Annotated in this window: 19 protein-coding genes; 11 read left to right on the top strand and 8 right to left on the bottom strand. The window is 58.1% G+C overall.

From position 1 onward, the window contains the following. Nucleotides 1-88: 88 nt before the first annotated feature. Both AC06G8_RS17580 and AC06G8_RS17585 read left to right on the top strand, forming a co-directional pair. Nucleotides 89-220: a hypothetical protein gene (locus AC06G8_RS17580; protein ID WP_447663926.1), complete on the top strand. Its 132-nt coding sequence runs from the start codon at nucleotides 89-91 to the stop codon at nucleotides 218-220. Between the two features lie 145 nt (nucleotides 221-365). Then, nucleotides 366-743 carry a ribonuclease M5 gene (locus AC06G8_RS17585; protein ID WP_048744971.1) on the top strand — a complete coding sequence of 126 codons (378 nt, stop codon included), beginning with the start codon at nucleotides 366-368 and terminating at the stop codon, nucleotides 741-743. A 1262-nt stretch (nucleotides 744-2005) separates the two neighbouring features. Here AC06G8_RS17585 and AC06G8_RS17590 read toward each other — a convergent pair. From AC06G8_RS17590 to cyoE, 3 genes are all read right to left on the bottom strand, one after another. Further along, nucleotides 2006-2932 (bottom strand): AEC family transporter, encoded by a 927-nt coding sequence (locus tag AC06G8_RS17590; protein WP_447663927.1) that lies wholly within the window; start codon nucleotides 2930-2932, stop codon nucleotides 2006-2008. 86 nt (nucleotides 2933-3018) lie between these two features. Beyond that, nucleotides 3019-3660, bottom strand: coding sequence for an SCO family protein (locus AC06G8_RS17595; protein ID WP_447663928.1), 642 nt, complete (start codon nucleotides 3658-3660; stop codon nucleotides 3019-3021). A 59-nt stretch (nucleotides 3661-3719) separates the two neighbouring features. Beyond that, the gene (gene cyoE, locus AC06G8_RS17600) at nucleotides 3720-4619 is read right to left on the bottom strand and encodes a heme o synthase (RefSeq protein ID WP_447663929.1); all 900 of its coding nucleotides are present in this window, start codon (nucleotides 4617-4619) and stop codon (nucleotides 3720-3722) included. Between the two features lie 329 nt (nucleotides 4620-4948). Between cyoE and AC06G8_RS17605 the strand changes: the two genes are divergently transcribed. Further along, nucleotides 4949-5371 (top strand): cell wall hydrolase, encoded by a 423-nt coding sequence (locus AC06G8_RS17605; RefSeq protein ID WP_447663930.1) that lies wholly within the window; start codon nucleotides 4949-4951, stop codon nucleotides 5369-5371. Between the two features lie 153 nt (nucleotides 5372-5524). Continuing rightward, a complete protein-coding gene (gene gerQ / locus AC06G8_RS17610; RefSeq protein ID WP_447663991.1) occupies nucleotides 5525-6040 on the top strand; it encodes a spore coat protein GerQ in 516 nt (171 codons plus the stop codon). On the opposite strand, the gene AC06G8_RS17615 is transcribed toward gerQ, so the two are convergent. Continuing rightward, nucleotides 6037-6342, bottom strand: a complete 306-nt coding sequence (locus AC06G8_RS17615) for a hypothetical protein (protein ID WP_447663931.1) — start codon at nucleotides 6340-6342, stop codon at nucleotides 6037-6039. The genes gerQ and AC06G8_RS17615 overlap by 4 nt on opposite strands. 174 nt (nucleotides 6343-6516) lie before the next feature. On the opposite strand from AC06G8_RS17615, the gene AC06G8_RS17620 reads away from it, so the two are divergent. Then, a complete protein-coding gene (locus tag AC06G8_RS17620) occupies nucleotides 6517-7503 on the top strand; it encodes a metal-dependent hydrolase (RefSeq protein ID WP_447663992.1) in 987 nt (328 codons plus the stop codon). Between the two features lie 156 nt (nucleotides 7504-7659). Here the strand turns inward: AC06G8_RS17620 and AC06G8_RS17625 are convergent, their stop codons facing one another. Continuing rightward, nucleotides 7660-7905 carry an alpha/beta-type small acid-soluble spore protein gene (locus tag AC06G8_RS17625; protein WP_447663932.1) on the bottom strand — a complete coding sequence of 82 codons (246 nt, stop codon included), beginning with the start codon at nucleotides 7903-7905 and terminating at the stop codon, nucleotides 7660-7662. Between the two features lie 139 nt (nucleotides 7906-8044). Between AC06G8_RS17625 and AC06G8_RS17630 the strand changes: the two genes are divergently transcribed. Beyond that, nucleotides 8045-8212 carry a DUF5325 family protein gene (locus AC06G8_RS17630; RefSeq protein WP_447663933.1) on the top strand — a complete coding sequence of 56 codons (168 nt, stop codon included), beginning with the start codon at nucleotides 8045-8047 and terminating at the stop codon, nucleotides 8210-8212. An 84-nt stretch (nucleotides 8213-8296) separates the two neighbouring features. Here AC06G8_RS17630 and trpS read toward each other — a convergent pair whose 3' ends face one another. Then, nucleotides 8297-9280: a tryptophan--tRNA ligase gene (gene trpS, locus AC06G8_RS17635; protein WP_447663934.1), complete on the bottom strand. Its 984-nt coding sequence runs from the start codon at nucleotides 9278-9280 to the stop codon at nucleotides 8297-8299. Between the two features lie 383 nt (nucleotides 9281-9663). On the opposite strand from trpS, the gene AC06G8_RS17640 reads away from it, so the two are divergent. The 3 genes from AC06G8_RS17640 to AC06G8_RS17650 all read left to right on the top strand — a co-directional run bounded on the left by AC06G8_RS17640 (nucleotide 9664) and on the right by AC06G8_RS17650 (nucleotide 11502). Continuing rightward, on the top strand, nucleotides 9664-10668 hold the full coding sequence (locus tag AC06G8_RS17640; RefSeq protein WP_447663935.1) for a permease: 1005 nt from the start codon (nucleotides 9664-9666) through the stop codon (nucleotides 10666-10668). A gap of 33 nt (nucleotides 10669-10701) precedes the next feature. Continuing rightward, the gene (locus AC06G8_RS17645) at nucleotides 10702-11169 is read left to right on the top strand and encodes a DUF1980 domain-containing protein (RefSeq protein WP_480283430.1); all 468 of its coding nucleotides are present in this window, start codon (nucleotides 10702-10704) and stop codon (nucleotides 11167-11169) included. Between the two features lie 108 nt (nucleotides 11170-11277). Next, on the top strand, nucleotides 11278-11502 hold the full coding sequence (locus tag AC06G8_RS17650; RefSeq protein ID WP_447663937.1) for an alpha/beta-type small acid-soluble spore protein: 225 nt from the start codon (nucleotides 11278-11280) through the stop codon (nucleotides 11500-11502). Between the two features lie 255 nt (nucleotides 11503-11757). Here the strand turns inward: AC06G8_RS17650 and AC06G8_RS17655 are convergent, their stop codons facing one another. Then, complete coding sequence (locus AC06G8_RS17655; RefSeq protein ID WP_447663938.1) at nucleotides 11758-12183, bottom strand: O-methyltransferase; 426 nt, start codon at nucleotides 12181-12183, stop codon at nucleotides 11758-11760. A 313-nt stretch (nucleotides 12184-12496) separates the two neighbouring features. On the opposite strand from AC06G8_RS17655, the gene AC06G8_RS17660 reads away from it, so the two are divergent. Then, complete coding sequence (locus AC06G8_RS17660; RefSeq protein ID WP_447663939.1) at nucleotides 12497-13753, top strand: methyl-accepting chemotaxis protein; 1257 nt, start codon at nucleotides 12497-12499, stop codon at nucleotides 13751-13753. A 153-nt stretch (nucleotides 13754-13906) separates the two neighbouring features. Continuing rightward, nucleotides 13907-14863: a polysaccharide deacetylase family protein gene (locus AC06G8_RS17665; RefSeq protein WP_447663940.1), complete on the top strand. Its 957-nt coding sequence runs from the start codon at nucleotides 13907-13909 to the stop codon at nucleotides 14861-14863. A 22-nt stretch (nucleotides 14864-14885) separates the two neighbouring features. On the opposite strand, the gene AC06G8_RS17670 is transcribed toward AC06G8_RS17665, so the two are convergent. Then, the gene (locus AC06G8_RS17670; protein WP_480283431.1) at nucleotides 14886-15596 is read right to left on the bottom strand and encodes a 3D domain-containing protein; all 711 of its coding nucleotides are present in this window, start codon (nucleotides 15594-15596) and stop codon (nucleotides 14886-14888) included. Between the last annotated feature and the right edge of the window lie 10 nt (nucleotides 15597-15606).

Raw genomic sequence — 15606 nt, forward strand, 5'->3', positions numbered from 1 at the left:
ATTGAACAATGTCTGACGGACCGCCAGCTCGTTGCCCGCGGGCCGGCGCCCGGATGACCTCACCAAGCAGAAAGGGGTGACCAATACAATGTCTTATGTCGAAGGTGCAGGTGTAGGCTATGCTCCCGTAGGCGGAGTGGGAGGAGTCTGGACTTCCACTGGCGCAATCCTCGTTCTGTTCATCCTGCTCGTTATCATCATCAGCAGCTTCTGCTTCTAATGATATGAGAACTGGTTTCCCGCTCTCGTAAAACTTGAGGCCTGCCGAATTCGGCAGACCTCCTTTTTTTGTGGAAAAGACAAACGAGCAGCGTTGAATAACCGGCGGTCCAAGGTTAATCTTAGTGGATAAGGAGGCGATTCCCGTGGAAGAAGCCGTCATCATCGTCGAAGGCAAGAACGACCGGAGCCGCCTCCGGCGCGTGCTGTCGGAAGAAGTTCCGATCCTGTGCACCTTCGGCACTCCGGGCTCGAAGCAGCTGGAGACGCTGCGCAAGCAGGCCGGCGGCAGCCAGGTCTACATCTTCACCGACAATGATTCATCCGGCCGGCGCATCCGCGGCATCCTGCGCGATGAATTCCCGGACGCCGAGCATATCTATACCCGTCGCGGTTATCCCGGCGTCGAAGGAACTCCCGAGGAATATTTGCTGGAGCAGCTTCTCAAGGCAGGCTTCGAGTCCGAGCTTATCTTCCCCGATGCGGGACCGGAGCCGCGATGGTCCAAAGAGGACGGGCTCTAGGAACAAGAGCCATGCCGGAGCAGTTGTCCCTCCCCCATATAGCGAACCGGCCAGGAGCTGCTTTCTTGCAAAAGGCGCCATGCCTCAGCGGTCTCGCAAGCTCTTGAGCACAGCGGGCTTGCCTTTCCCAGCGGCCAGCGCGGTCAAGCTGTCAGCAACGTCCAGTTGCATGGCAGCTTGCCCTTTCCCCCGCTGCCTAGCCAGCGAAGGCGGGCCGCCGCATCCGGAAAAGCGTCAGCGGTCGCCTTTGAAACCGGGTTCCTACCGCTTTGTCGCCAAGTTCAGAGGAACCCGGGTTCAACAGCGATTGGAGGAGCGGCGGCTTGCCGAGCGGTCTTGAGCGCAGCGGTTTTGCCTCAGCGGCTTGCCTCAGCGGGCTTGTGCGCAGCGGTCTTGCGGCAGCTTGTCTTGCCTTTTCCAACGGCCAGCGCGGTCCAGCCGCATGGCCGGTTTGCTCCTGCCCCGCTGCATAGCCAGCGAAGGCGGGCCGCCGCATCCGGAAAAGCGTCAGCGGTCGCCTTTGAAGCCGGGTTCCTACCGCTTTGTAGCCAAGTTCAGAGGAACCGGGGGTCAACAGCGATTGGAGGAGCGACGGCTTGCCGAGCGGTCTTGAGCACTTGAGCGCAGCGGGCTTGCCTCAGCGGGCTTGAGCGCAGCGGTCTTGCGGCAGCTTGTCTTGCCTTTTCCAGCGGCCAGCGCGGTCCAGCCGCATGGCCGGCTTGCTCCTGCCCCGCTGCCTAGCCAGCGAAGGCGGCCGCTGCATCCGGAAAAGCGTCAGCGGTCGCCTTTGAAACCGGGTTCCTACCGCTTTGTCGCCAAGTTCAGAGGAACCGGGGGTCAATAGCGATTGGAGGAGCGGCGGCTTGCCGAGCGGTCTTGAGCGCAGCGGTTTTGCCTCAGCGGCTTGCCTCAGCGGGCTTGAGCGCAGCGGTCTTGCGGCAGCTTGTCTTGCCTTTTCCAGCGGCCAGCGCGGTCCAGCCGCATGGCCGGCTTGCTCCTGCCCCGCTGCCTAGCCAGCGAAGGCGGGCCGCCGCATCCGGAAAAGCGTCAGCGGTCGCCTTTGAAACCGGGTTCCTACAGCTGTATCCGCCAAGTTCAGAGGAACCTGGGTTCAACAGCGATTGGAGGAGCGGCGGCTTGCCGAGCGGTCTTGAGCACTTGAGCAGTCTTGAGCACTTGAGCGCAGCGGCCTTCAGCACAGCAGCCTTGAGCGCAACGGCCTTAAGCGCAACGGCCTTGAGCACTCAAGCTTTGGCAGCCAGCTAAATCTGAAGCAGCGCAATGACCGCCGTCACCGTGCCGATGCTCAATATCGTAGAGAACAGCACCGCCTGCGAAGAGAACTCCGGCTCGTTGTCGAACTCGACCGCCAGCAGCACGCTGCTGAGCGAAGTCGGCACCGCCGAGCTCACGATGAGCGCCTTGGCCGCAAGGCCGTCGATGCCGAGCAGCCAGACCGTCAAGGCGGCCAGCGCCGGGCCCGCCGCCAGGCGAAGCGCCAGGGAAAGCCCCAGATCCGCCGTCTTCCCCTTGCCGCTGCCGCGCTTCATGCTCCCGAGCTGCACGCCGAGCGTCAGCAGAGCCGTCCCGATGAAAGCATTCGCCACATAATCGAGCGGCGTCGCGAGATAGACCGGAATGCCGACACCGAAGCCGCGCAGCGCAAAAGCGAGCGGGATCACATAAATGACCGGCTGCGACAAAATCGTGCGCCGGATGTCGCGGAAGCTGCTTTTATGCGCATTGACGCTGTAGATGCCGTATGTGTTCGGAAGCAGCGACTGCATCATCATGATCAGCACCTGGATCGACAGCGTGAACGGATTCGCAGCGAAAGCCAGCTGGTTGAGCGGAATGCCGTAGTTGGCGCTGTTGTAGAACAGCACGCTGTTGCGCATCGCCGCCTTCATGCCCCCCTGAAATCCCCTCAGCCTGATCACGATCTCCACAAGCGCGTACTGGAACGCCATGAACACGCCGAAAAACAGCAGCACCTGGCCGATCAGCGAAAATGGAATATCGGTCGTGTACAAAAGCTTGAAGATGACTGCCGGAGAAAAGAGATAAAAGTTCAGCTTGGACAGCGTACGGATGTCCAGCACGAATATCCGCTGCAGCACGACCCCGATCAGGATCATGACGCATAGCGGAATGATGTTATGCAGCAGGATCGAGCCGAGCAATGCCATGAGTGCCACTCCTTCCCTCATGTCCAAAAAAAATTCCTGCAATTTCTTGCAGGAATGGACAACCTGTCTGCCTCTCGGAAGAGGCTTTATTTTTTGAGCAAGCTTTTGACGGCTGTCACGATGGAATCCGCCTTTTGGTCCGGTGTCATCGATTGATCCATGCCGCCGGTAATGTATTTGCGTATATTGCCCTTCTTGTCGATCAGCGTGAACACGTCGTTATGGCTGTAATTGCCATCGGTATCCTTGAGCAGGGACAGGCCGTAATCCTTGACCAGCTTGGCCGTGGCCGCTTCGTCCGGATTGCGCAGGAACAGCCAGCCCGCAGGGTCGGCATGGAACTTGGAGGCGAAGGTCCGGATGGCCTCGGGAGTGTCGCGCTCAGGGTCGAAGGTGATGGACATCAGCTCGACTTTGTCGCCGAACAGCCCTTCCTCCTTCAGCTTGTCCTGCACCTTGGACAGAATGAAAGTCGTAGCGGGACAGACGTCCGGGCAATGAGACCAGTAGAAATAAGCGACGCGGACTTTGCCGTCCGAATCGGCAAGCTTGACTTCCTTTCCGTCTTCCAAAGCGTTCTGAAGCGTGAACTCAGGCGCAGGGCTGTTTTGCGGAAAATTGACGGCTTGCGTGCTGTCGGCCCGGCTTGATACGAGCAGGTAGATGCCCATGGCGGCGCAAAGCGCGAACAAGGCGATTTTGAAAGCATGCTTGCGGATGAATGGCAACGTTTACCTCTCCTCTTATGTAAGTAAAGCCTGTCCGGGCGGACAGGCATGCAAGACGATCAAGGCAGGATGCTTGAAATGAACGCCGCGCCAGGCTCTCTGTACGTGTTGGCGATCATGAGCAGGAAAACGACAAGCAGGTAGTTGACGGAGATGAGGAAATTGACCTTGGCCCATTTCTCTGTCTCCTGTGCGGTTTTCGCGCGCATGCCTGTCAAGGTGTGAGCGAACCAGATGACGGTAAGCAGCCCGGAAACCCACAGGAACCATTGGCCCGTGTAACCATAGGTGTAGAGCAGGATTACGGTCGGAATGAGCAGCAGCACATAAGGAATCATCTGCAGCTTGGTCCGCTTGATGCCTTTCACGACCGGCAGCAGCGGATAGCCCGCAGCGCGGTATTCCTCTACGCGGCGAATCGCCAGCGACCAGAAGTGTGCCGGCTGCCAGAGGAATAGGAAGGCGAAGAGCAGCCAAGCTCCGGCATCCACTTGGCCGGTGACGGCGCAGTAGCCGATGACCGGCGGCATCGCTCCCGATACGCCGCCGATGGACGTGCTCCAGGTCGAGCTCCGCTTGAGCCAGATCGTATAGATGACGATATAGACGAACCAGCCTAGCAGTCCCAGCCAGCCGGATAGAACGTTCACCAGGGTAAACAGCACGGCAAGGCCGGCAATTCCGAGAATGATGCCGTAGGTAATGACGAAGCCCGGCTTCAGCCGCCCTGTCGGCAGCGCGCGGTTGCGTGTCCGCTCCATCTTGAGGTCGAGCTCGCGGTCCCAGTAATTGTTAATGACGCAGGCAGAAGCCATCGTCAGAGAAGTTCCGATCAGCATCCATAGCAGCTTCAGCCAGTCGATGCTCCACTGGGAAGCTACCCAGAATCCTCCAAAAGCCGCAAAAGCGTTCATGCGAACGATTCCTGGCTTGGTAAGGGCAATCAAGTCTTTCCACACAGTCGTGCGCCTCCTGTTTTTGGAGCGCAAAAGCGCATCGCGCCTAAGGGCTTCAGTAGTCAACGGTACTAATGATACCGAAAATGAATGCTTGTGACAATGTAAGGAAAGGCAAGTTCATGAATTCGACATGTCAATGAAGACTATTTGTTGACGAATGCTGCCGGGCCTTGCCTCCCAGGGCTTGCCTCGCCTTTCATTTTCAAGTCGAAAACAGGCACATCTCGCGGTCCCCGGCATACAGTAAGGTGTGGTCAGGAGCCCAGGCGGGAGGGCACCGCAGCAACAGCAGGCCGCAGGCTCCCGCAAAAGGAGCGTGAACAGGAATAATGGCTGTCATCAAGACCAACGATGCGAACACCAGGCTGCTTGCCCGGCTGATGCGGGCGGAAGCGGAAGGCGAAGGCGATCTCGGCATGCTGATGGTGGGCAACGTCGGCGTCAACCGGATACTTGGCAATTGCCTCGATTTCCGCAATATACGGTCCATTCCGGACATGGTGTACCAGAGTCCCGGAGGATACGAGGCGGTCCAGAAGAGCTACTTCTATCAGAAGGCCAGGGACAAGGAAATCCGGCTGGCCAAACGCGTCATCGGCGGGGAGCGCCAGCATCCTGCCAGCAACGCCCTATGGTTTTTCAGGCCGTCGGGAGATTGCCCCGATACTTGGTATGACCAAAGTAACACCGGGCGCTTCAAAGCGCATTGCTTCTTCGCGCCGACCCCCGGCGACTGCCCGGACGTGTACTGACCGAAATCAAGCATCTATCCAGAGAGAGCGGGGAAACCTTTCATGTCGAATGCTTATGACTTCGATTACTATCGTTCTTATGGCGCCTACGGCCATCCTTCCGTCGGCGGAGCCGGCGCGGGCTATGGCCATCCTTCCGTCGGCGGCGCCGGCATGGGCTACGGCCATCCTTCCGTCGGCGGCGCCGGCATGGGCTACGGCCATCCTTCCGTCGGCGGCGCCGGCACGGGCTACGGCCATCCTTCCGTCGGCGGCGTCAATGCCGCCATGTACAGCCATGACGGCATGATGATTCCGGGAGCCGCCTTCATGCAGATGCCTCCGAACGTTCCGAGCGGATCCGTCATCACGCCCAATGCCGGAACGATCACGACCGTGCCGGCCCGCGAGGAATCGTATGTCGAGAACATCCTTCGCTTGAACCGCAGCAAGATGGCGACGTTCTATATGACTTATGAGAACAACAAGGAATGGAACGCCAAAATTTTCCGCGGCGTCATCGAGGCGGCAGGCCGCGATCATATCATTATCCGCGATCCCGCCACGAATATGCGCTATCTGCTCCTGACGCTGAATCTCGACTATGTCACCTTTGACGGTCCGATCGCCTACGAGTATCAGTTCCAAGGACAGACGATCTCCAATCTGACGCCTGAGACGGAACGCTAAGCCAAAGGCTGGCGTCCAAGCGACGGCTTGAACGTCCACGCATGGATGCGGGAACGCCCCCCGGCGACCATCCCGCCAATGCCAAACCATGGGGAACGCTCCGAGAGGCGTTCTTCTTGGCATGCCCGCGCTTCCTCCTCCGAGGCTGCCGGCCAAATTTCGACGAACAAATTCGGCTGATCCGTACCCTCGTATAGAGATACCCGCACCCCGCCTTCAGCCAGCCGCCCGATAAAGGCCAGGTAGTCCGCACGGGCTTCCTCCTCGATGCGGTATTCAACCATCAGAGCATAGGCATTCATTCCGTTTCCTCCTCGCGACATCAAGTTTCTCCATCCTAGCATGACCCGGGCTCTCAGCCCAAGCCCGACATAAGAAACCATCGACGAGGGCATAATGGAAAGACCGGGAGCGGGGGCGTTTAGGCCGTCTAGGCCGCTTCCAAAGCCATTTGAAATCTTCAGGAGGTGCTTGGACTGGATACAGGAACGCATCTGGTCGCCGGACTGGGACTCGCCGGGCTGTCGACCGTCGATCCGGCCGTCGCGGGAAACCCGAGCCTGTTCGCGGCCGTCCTGGCGGGCACGATCATCGGATCGCAGGCTCCGGATCTGGACGGCTTCCTTCGGCTCAAAAGCAATGCCGTCTATATCCGCAACCATCGCGGCGCCTCGCATTCCCTGCCCGCCGTCCTCATCTGGACCACACTGATCACGGGAGCGATCGCTTGGGCTTATCAAGGCACGCTGCCGTGGCTGCATCTGGCCGGGTGGGTGCTGCTCGCGGTATCCGCCCATGTTTTCTCGGATTGCTTCAATACCTACGGAACCCAGGCTGCAAGGCCCTTTACGGCCAAATGGATCTCGTGGAACATCATCCACATTTTCGATCCGACTATTTTTGCCGGCCATGCAGCCGCTTTGCTGCTCTGGGCTTTCGGAGTCTTCCAGCCGCAGCTCATCTTTCCGGTGTTGTACGGACTGCTCGTGGTCTACTACGTCTGGAGAACGCAGGTCCATCGAAGCGTGGCGCGGAAGCTGCCTTCGCTGGACGATTCCCATGCTGAAGGGGATAGCTATATTCTCATCCCGACGATAACGCTGAACAATTGGAATGTAGTCAAGCGGCATGAAGACGGAAGCTTCATGATCGGCGACTTGCGCAACGGCGAGCTCAAATGGTCCGGCAGCGCGCGCTGCATGGATCATCCCGCGATAGACCAGTCGAAGTTCGACGCATCCGTCAAAGCGTTCCTGTACTTCTCCTCGTTCGCCTGCTCCGAGGTGCTGGAGCATTCGTACGGCTACGAGGTGCGATGGTTCGACGTGCGCTACCGCCATCGCAAGCAGTACCCGTTCGTAGCGGTCGTTCTGATGGACAAGGATTACGCCACGCTCGGCTCTTATGTCGGATGGCTGAGCGACGATAGGCTGAAGAAGAGGCTGCGGATGAACACCTACTGAGCTTGCTTCCATTAAAAGAGCACCCCGAAACGGTTGACCGCAGAAGCCCCTTGCTTCACAATAAGAGGGGCTTTTTAATTTGTTCTCGCAAAATGAACAGCAAAAAAAGGAAGCCCAAGGTTTCCCTTGAGCTTCCTCTTGTTTATCTTCCCGCTATTAGCGGAGTTGTTGGCCTTGGCCCGACAGTTGTTGCTCGGCGATTTGCACGAGTTTCTTCGTGATGTAGCCGCCGAGGGATCCTGCATCGCGGGTTGCTACGTTGCCGTAGTATCCGTCTGCTGGAATTTGTACACCCAGTTCTTGTGCTGCTTCGAATTTCATTTGCTCAAGGGCTTGTTTTGCACCTGGGACGATCAGTCTGTTGCTTCCGCTGTTGTTGCTTCCGCTGTTGTTGCCTGCCATTGTAGTTGCTCCTTTCGAAGTTCGCACTGTGATGTGTGTTGCAAGCTTGCCAGCTTATTATGTTCCGTTCCGGAAGTTCTATTCTACGGCTCTTCAAAATTTCTTCCTCATCCTAATCTGAATCGGGAGGCATTCCGCCATGTCCAAGCCCCTTGCCTTGATCTACTCCCTGCTGTCCTGCGTTCTCATGGTAGCCACCGCAATCTCCATCAGCTTCAGCGCCTGGCTGGCCATTACGCTGGCCATCGTTACGACGGTGTTCATCGGCCTCGGCTTCATGCTCAAGTCGCGTCTCAAGCGTTCTTGAACGGCCGGATATAGACAAAGAAAAGGGTGCCCCCGGACAAGCTCCGAGCGATGCACCCTTTTTGCATTTCCTTCGACCTTCAGCTCACGGCTTCAGGAACCCCATTCTTTCCTTGACGCCTGCAACGATGACGTCGGCTTCGGCCGATGCTCTCTCTGCGCCGCGGCGCAGCACTTCCTCCAGCTGGCCGGAGCTGCGGATATCGCGATAACGCTCCTGCAGCGGCTCCAGGACGGCAATGATCTGCTCGGCCAGGTCTTTCTTGAACGGACCGTAGCCCTGGCCTTCAAACTTCGCTTCTACTTCTTGCAGTGACAAGCCCGACATCTGCGAGTAGATTCCCATCAGATTGCTGACCTCCGGCTTGGCGGAAAGGTCGTACTGGACTTCCCTGCCCGAATCCGTCGTGGCGCGGCTGATCTTTTTGCGGATGACGTCAGGCGGATCCAGCAGCGCGATGAAGCTGCCCGGATTCGGATTGCTTTTGCTCATTTTTTTGGAGGCGTCGTCGAGCGACATGATGCGTGCGCCTACCTTCGGGATATAGGGCTCTGGCACGGTGAAGAAATCGCCGAAGCGGCTGTTGAAGCGCTGCGCCAGATCGCGGGTAAGCTCCAGATGCTGCTTCTGGTCGTCTCCGACCGGGACGAGGTCGGCGTTGTAGACCAGGATGTCCGCCGCCATCAGGGACGGATAGACGAACAAGCCTGCGCCAACGGAATCCTTCCCGGCAGCCTTGTCCTTGAACTGCGTCATCCGCTCCAGCTCTCCCATCGAGGTCAGCGTCGTCAGAATCCAGCCCAGCTCGGCGTGAGCGCGCACGTGAGACTGCATGTAGATGGACGCGCGTTCCGGATCGATGCCTGCGGCCAGGTAGATCGCGGCGATCGACTTGGACTGCTCGCGCAGCGCTTCCGGATCTTGAGGCACGGTGATGGCGTGGAGATCCACGACCATGAAATAGCATTCATGCGTTTCCTGAAGCTTGACGAAGTTCTGCAAAGCGCCGATATAGTTGCCCAGCGTCAGCTGACCGCTAGGCTGAATGCCCGAGAGGACTTTCTTCATTGGAACCACGCCTTTCTTCAGTGGATTGAAAAAAACAAAAAGACCCCTCCTCCGCAAGGGACGAGAGACCGTGGTGCCACCCTAATTCGCTGGATAAATCCAGCCTTGGATCCGATAACGTGGATTACCCGGGGAGACTGGCTCCCGGCTCCAGAGTCCATTCGGCGCCTTCCGATTCCGCCGGCTTCTCAGCTGCCGCCGGCTCTCTTGGGGAATCCTCGCTTACAGCGCCTACTTGTTTCTGTTCACAGCCATTTGCTTACCCCGATTATAGCCTCCTTCCCCCAAAAGTCAAGGGCGTCCGTTCTGCTCCTCGGCCGCCGCGCATACATTGGTACAGGCCGCGCCGGCTCTATCATCGGACCGAAGAAAGAAGGCTGTCCATGTCACCTCACCGCCTTGTTCCCCTCCTGACCGCAGCCGCCTCCATCGGAGCCGCCGCTGCCGCCTTTGCCGTCATCCGCAGGGATGCGGGAATATGGGCAGCCGATATCCAGCCGTTCAAAACGGTCTTTACCGGCATCATCCTCGAGGCCCTTCCCTTCGTCCTGCTCGGAGTCCTCTTCTCCGCCATCCTGCAGGTGTTCGTGCCGGACGAGCTGATCCGTCGCCTGATCCCTTCGCGGCCGCTTCCAGCCATTCTGATCGCCGGGCTGGCCGGCATTCTGTTTCCGCTGTGCGAATGCGGCATGATTCCCGTCGTCCGCCGCCTCATCCGCAAAGGCATGCCTGCGAGTGCAGGCATTACGTACATCCTTGCCGGACCGGTCGTGAACCCGGTTGTCTTCTACTCGACGTTCAGCGCCTTCGGGAGCGCGCCGGCAATGGCCCTCGCCCGGATCGGGCTCGCTTTCTCCGTGGCCGTCCTGACTGGGATCATCGCCTGGAAATCCATGCGCGGTAACCCGCTCAAGGCCGACCTCGCTTCCATGTACGGCACTGCGTCGATGCAGCAGGATGAACTCCCCAGGCCCCCGGGCAATAGGCTGATCAGCATGATGACCCACGCCTCGGACGAGTTTTTCGATATGGGCAAATACCTGATCTTCGGCGCCGCGCTTGCCGCCCTGTTCCAGACCGCGGTCAGCCGCTCCATGCTGGAAGAGCTCGGAGGCAGCCAGCTGTACTCGCATTTGTTCCTGATGGGGCTTGCCTTCCTGCTGTCGCTCTGCTCGACATCCGACGCCTTCGTCGCCGCTTCCCTCGGCGGCAGCTTCGAGCATGGCGCGCTGCTGGCCTTCCTCGTTTTCGGACCGATGATCGATCTCAAAAGCCTGATGATGCTGCTCGCCTCGTTCCGCATCCGTTTTGTCCTTACAGCTGCCGCTTCAGCAGCCTTGCTGGTCCTGGCCGGTTCCTGGATCGTCGAAGCCTTGTTTCTGTCCTGATGTGAAACGCTTGCGAGAGGAGGCTGATCTTATTTGCAGCCGGAATACCGTACGAAAGCATTCCACCAGCTCGCGCGCGCCCTCATCATGGGCGCGTTCGCTCTCTACATGACGGGTCTAGCCAAGACGGACTCGCTCGGCCAGTTCGCCGCATCCGGCGCATTCGCGGGAATCAAGCTGTCTGCGATCGCGCTGTATGCCATGGCCGTATGCCAGCTGTACGCCGCCATGGCCTTGCTTCAAGGAAAGGATATCCAGGCCGACTGCGATTGCGGCGCTCATTCGCCGGGAAAGGCGGGACCGCTTCAATGGGCGATGTACGCCCTTTTCCTCCTCCCCCTTCTGCTCGGCATGCTGCCCGATCAAGGCAGCCCCGCAGGCTGGCAGCAGGAGAAGGGAATCCACGATCACGGCGGCAGCCCGCCCCCCTCCTCCCCATCCGCTCCTGTTCCCGAAGGAAAATCGGCCCTGCCGCTGCCGTCGCCGCATTCGCGTTCTTAATGGAAGTCGCCTTCTTTATTGAAAGAAAGACCGCGTGGAAATTTTCCATGCATATATTTGGAAACAATGTGCGCATACTACCTCCAGACCACTTAGGAGGTGAATTCCATGGCAGGATCCCGCACCAACCGCCTCGTCGTTCCAGGCTGCCAAACAGCGCTCGAGCAAATGAAATTCGAAGCTGCGCAAGCACTCGGCATCCAAATTCCGCAAGACGGCTACTACGGCAACATGGCTACCCGCGATGCCGGTTCCCTTGGCGGCTACATAACGAAGCGTCTCGTTGAAATCGCCGAGCAGCAGCTCTCCGGCAACGCCGGACGCATGCGCTGATCCGTACGAGCTCGGACGCGCCGCATTCCGGCGCGGACTCCATTAGAAAAGAACAGCCTTTGTCCAATGAGGACAAAGGCTGTTCTTTTGGGGGCGTTGCGATCAATTGGATTGAAGAGCGGTTTACGAGATTGTCCATTCGTTCTGCATTCATTTTCATTACCTGCATGGGAAGGTCATACGGTTTCATTGGAATGTCCGCGCAGCATCGTTGAAGGGAATAGTCCGCTCGATTGCAACGGATTGTCAAGATGGCTACTCTTCGGCTGCTTCCTTGCGCTCGTACAGCTTCGGATGCTTGGGCTCGAACCGGAACGGGGAAGTCGCCAGATTGTAGTTCGACTCGCAGAGCATGCTGGCGGACCAGCTCGATGCCGTTCCTTGACGGACCGAGAAGTCGTACAGGATCTCTCCGTGGGTCCATTCCTTCTTGTGCTTGAGGGCTTCGACGGCCATATGCCGGAATTCCTGCACCTGGGCTGCCGTCAGCCCTTTCGGCGAGAACGAGGCGGAATTATTTTTTAGCTCGATGGGGTTATGCCTGATGCCGTATTTGCCGACAGTATTATTACGGATATGGATAAGCACGGTCCCTGAGGATGCATGCGTAAGCTCCGTCTCCAGCTGGCGAAATACATAATCGACTTGTCTGGCCAGCGGCGCAGAACCATATGGATTCATTAATGTCACCTCCCTGTCGTGAATTCCATTCCCCTGTTGCTGGGGCATCTTGGTCAAAACGCTTCTAGGAGGCCTGTAGCGACATTATAGGACATCCATTTCCAGCAATCAACTAAATTTTTACAAAATATGATAAAATTCTACGATTATCCGGGTCTATATTCCCTGTTTTTCAATAGATATTCGACAATTATAGACCTTTTCCCAGACACAATGTTATAATATGGATAATACAAAAGACCTAATTTATTCCGTTTTCCCTTTCAAGCTTACATACATTGTCTTCATTTCCTATCAATAAGGAGCGATTTTCATGGAATGGTACAATTCTCTTTCCGTCAAAAGCAAAATCCAGTACGCCTTGTACGGCATGGTCGTTGCATTCAGTCTTGTAAGCCTTGTTTTCGCGCTGATTGCCGGTTCCGCCTTGTGGCCGGTCCTCGTCACGATCGTCATCTGCGCAGCCGCCGCATTTCCGCTCTCAAAGGTCATCGAGCGCTCCCTGATGGGCTCGATCGAAGAGATGACCGCCGTCGCCTATCGCATCGCAAAGGGCGACTTCACGCAGAAAGTCGACGTCTCCGGATCCTCGCTCGGCGAGCTCGGCCACTCCTTCAACAGCATGATCGAGAAGCTCAGGGACATCCTTGTCGACACCTCCAAGATCAGCCGTACGGTTGGCGAGACGAGCACCGGCATCTTCGAGAAGAATCGCCAGGTCAAGAACGTCATGGAGCAAGTGGCCTCGTCGGCGGGCGAGCTTGCGACCGGAGCCAACGAGATCTCTGGCGAAGTCGGGGACATGACGGATTCCATCCGCGACATCGAATTGAAGGTTTCCGCCTATGCGGAATCGAGCCGCCTGATGAACGAGCGCTCGGAAGCCGCGATGCGTCTGGTAGAGAAGGGGCGCCACTCCGTCGAGACCCAGGCGAAAGGAACCCGCCGGACGGAAGAGGCGGCGACCCAGGTATCGGCGGCCATCAGCAAGCTCTCCGAAGCAGCCATAGGCATCTCCTCCATTACGAGGACGATATCGGATCTGGCAGAGCAGACCAACCTGCTTTCCCTCAATGCTTCTATTGAAGCGGCGCGCGCAGGAGAACACGGACTCGGCTTCGCGGTCGTCGCCCAGGAAGTCCGCAAGCTGGCCGAGGAATCGACTGCTTCGACCAAGGAAGTCTTCCATCTGGTCAAAGGGATCGAGCAAGGCGTCAAGGAAGCGGCGTCTAATATAAAGATCAACGAGCAGGCCGTCCAGCTTCAATCCGAGATGATCAAGGAAACGGAAGAGATCTTCAGCCAGATCGTCTCCAGCGTGCAGTTCATTACCGAACAAATCCACACCTTCTCCAAAGAAAGCGAAAGCATGCAGGAAAGCGCCCGCCTGATCTCCTCCGCCATCCAGAACATATCCGCCATTACGCAGCAATCTGCGGCCGGAACCGAGCAAGTATCGGCGGCTATGAACGAGCAGATCGAAGCCATCCAGACCGTCGTCGAGGAAACCGGGCGAATGCAGCAGATGGCGTCCCAGCTTCAGCGGACGATTCAAGTGTTCAAAGTCTAGCCGTCTCAAGCCTCCGGGAAATCCGGAGGCTTTTTTTGTCCCTCCGTCCTGTCCGCAGGAATGATCCAACCTTCCGCAGGGAATCATGTACCGGCAGGAATCCCAAAGCTTGAGCGGGCTTACCGCCCATCAGTCCGGAAGGAGAGATGATGCTTGAAGCGAAGTAAATGCCGCTTGGACTCGTTCCGCAAGATGCGGCCGATTGCTCGGCCTGCGGCAGCATGCCTCGTTCTGGCGGCCGCTCTGCTGATGCAGGCGCCGGATTCGGCGGATGGCAGCCTTTCCTCTTCGGCCGGGATCAAGGCCGCCGCGGCATGGAACGCAGGCGCTGAAGCCGGCATCTCCCATTCTGATGCATCGTCCAAGAAGCGCAAACAGCGGCGATCCGCTGTATCGTGGGCGGCTCTGTCCAGCCGTTACCCGGGGGCATTCGCCACAAGGGGGCCGGCTGCTCCGAAGCGGGCCGCGCTTACTTTCGACGACGTGCCCGACAACTATTATACGCCTCGTGTGCTCGACATCCTGGCACGCGAGCATGCCAGAGCGACCTTTTTCCTAGTCGGGCAGCGTGCCGCAGCCCATCCGGATATGGTGCAGCGGATCCGAATGGAAGGGCATGCGGTGGGAAGCCATTCCTACAATCACACTTCCTATGCCCGGCTGTCCGTGGAGGAATTCATCTCGCAGATCCGCCGGACGGATAAAATCCTGCTTCCCGAGCTTGGCTTCACTCCCCGCTTCATGCGTCCGCCGTATGGGGAAATCAAGCCGGAGCAGCTCGGCTGGGCGCAGGGACACGGTTATTTCGTCGTGAACTGGAACGTCGACACGGAGGACTGGAAAGGGCTCGGCGCCGATGCCATCATCCGCAATGTGAAGCGTACGCTCGTGCCCGGAAGCATCATTCTGCAGCATGCGGGAGGCGGAACGGGAGAAGATTTGAGCGGAACGCTGGATGCGCTGCCCCGCATGATCGCCATGCTGCGCCAGAAGGGATACGAATTGGTGACGCTGCCCGAGCTGCTCGGCGAATCGGAGGCTGTAGAGGAATTCAAACTATACGATAGAAGCCGCGAGCCTCAGCATGAAAAGCAAAAACCGGCTCCATGAAAGGAACCGGTTGATCTCGCTGCTATTTCAGTACATGCACCTTGACATATTGGAAGCCGAAGTTTTGGGCTTGCGCCGTCGTCCCCGGCACGAAGATGTCGATGCGCTGGCCATTGATGGCGCCGCCCGTATCTGAAGCTGTCGCAATCATGCCTCCGACTGGAAGGCCTTCGTAATTGTAGCCCGTAATGTACAGCTTCGTTCCCAGCGGAATCTGCTTCGGATCAACGGCGACTGTTCCGACCTTGAGCGGGTTGCCGAAGTAGTCGACTGCTCCCCACTTGCCGTTTTCCGATGCGGCCGACGTATAAGCCGTCGCTTTGATGTTCAAGGTTTTCGTCACCTGATAGGAGTTTCCGTTGGGGGCGATCACTTGCTTGGCTCCGTCTTCCTTGGAGAGCAGCTGAATGCCTCCGGCAGCCGCATTGGCCTTCTGCGCGGCTCCGGCGGCCGCATTGGCCGTCTCGGTGGCAGGTATCGAGAGCGTAAGTCCGGCATAGATATTCGTGGCCTCGACGTCTTGGTTGAACGACATCAGCTTGCCTAGCGGAACGCCGAATTGCTTCGACAGGTTCCAGAACGTGTCGCCGTCCTTGGCGATGTAATCCGTGGCGGCGAATGCAGGCGAGGCGCTGGTCCAGATCACGGCTCCTGCCAGCAAAGCGGCAGCTGTCCTTCCGATCGGGCGCAGCAGGGATGTCATCTGTTTTTTCATCGTCATCGTCATCGTCATTATGTCCTCC

The organism is Paenibacillus sp. SJS-P3 (assembly GCF_056711585.1).

Excerpts from the sequence above, each read along its gene's own strand:
- AC06G8_RS17590 (WP_447663927.1), bottom strand. The coding sequence starts at position 2,932 with ATGGCATTGCTCGGCTCGATCCTGCTGCATAACATCATTCCGCTATGC.
- AC06G8_RS17655 (WP_447663938.1), bottom strand. The coding sequence starts at position 12,183 with ATGAATCCATATGGTTCTGCGCCGCTGGCCAGACAAGTCGATTATGTA.
- AC06G8_RS17660 (WP_447663939.1), top strand. The coding sequence starts at position 12,497 with ATGGAATGGTACAATTCTCTTTCCGTCAAAAGCAAAATCCAGTACGCC.
- trpS (WP_447663934.1), bottom strand. The coding sequence starts at position 9,280 with ATGAAGAAAGTCCTCTCGGGCATTCAGCCTAGCGGTCAGCTGACGCTG.
- AC06G8_RS17630 (WP_447663933.1), top strand. The coding sequence starts at position 8,045 with ATGTCCAAGCCCCTTGCCTTGATCTACTCCCTGCTGTCCTGCGTTCTC.
- AC06G8_RS17650 (WP_447663937.1), top strand. The coding sequence starts at position 11,278 with ATGGCAGGATCCCGCACCAACCGCCTCGTCGTTCCAGGCTGCCAAACA.
- gerQ (WP_447663991.1), top strand. The coding sequence starts at position 5,525 with ATGGGCTACGGCCATCCTTCCGTCGGCGGCGCCGGCATGGGCTACGGC.
- AC06G8_RS17605 (WP_447663930.1), top strand. The coding sequence starts at position 4,949 with ATGGCTGTCATCAAGACCAACGATGCGAACACCAGGCTGCTTGCCCGG.
- AC06G8_RS17580 (WP_447663926.1), top strand. The coding sequence starts at position 89 with ATGTCTTATGTCGAAGGTGCAGGTGTAGGCTATGCTCCCGTAGGCGGA.
- AC06G8_RS17670 (WP_480283431.1), bottom strand. The coding sequence starts at position 15,596 with ATGACGATGACGATGACGATGAAAAAACAGATGACATCCCTGCTGCGC.
- AC06G8_RS17615 (WP_447663931.1), bottom strand. The coding sequence starts at position 6,342 with ATGAATGCCTATGCTCTGATGGTTGAATACCGCATCGAGGAGGAAGCC.
- AC06G8_RS17640 (WP_447663935.1), top strand. The coding sequence starts at position 9,664 with ATGTCACCTCACCGCCTTGTTCCCCTCCTGACCGCAGCCGCCTCCATC.
- AC06G8_RS17625 (WP_447663932.1), bottom strand. The coding sequence starts at position 7,905 with ATGGCAGGCAACAACAGCGGAAGCAACAACAGCGGAAGCAACAGACTG.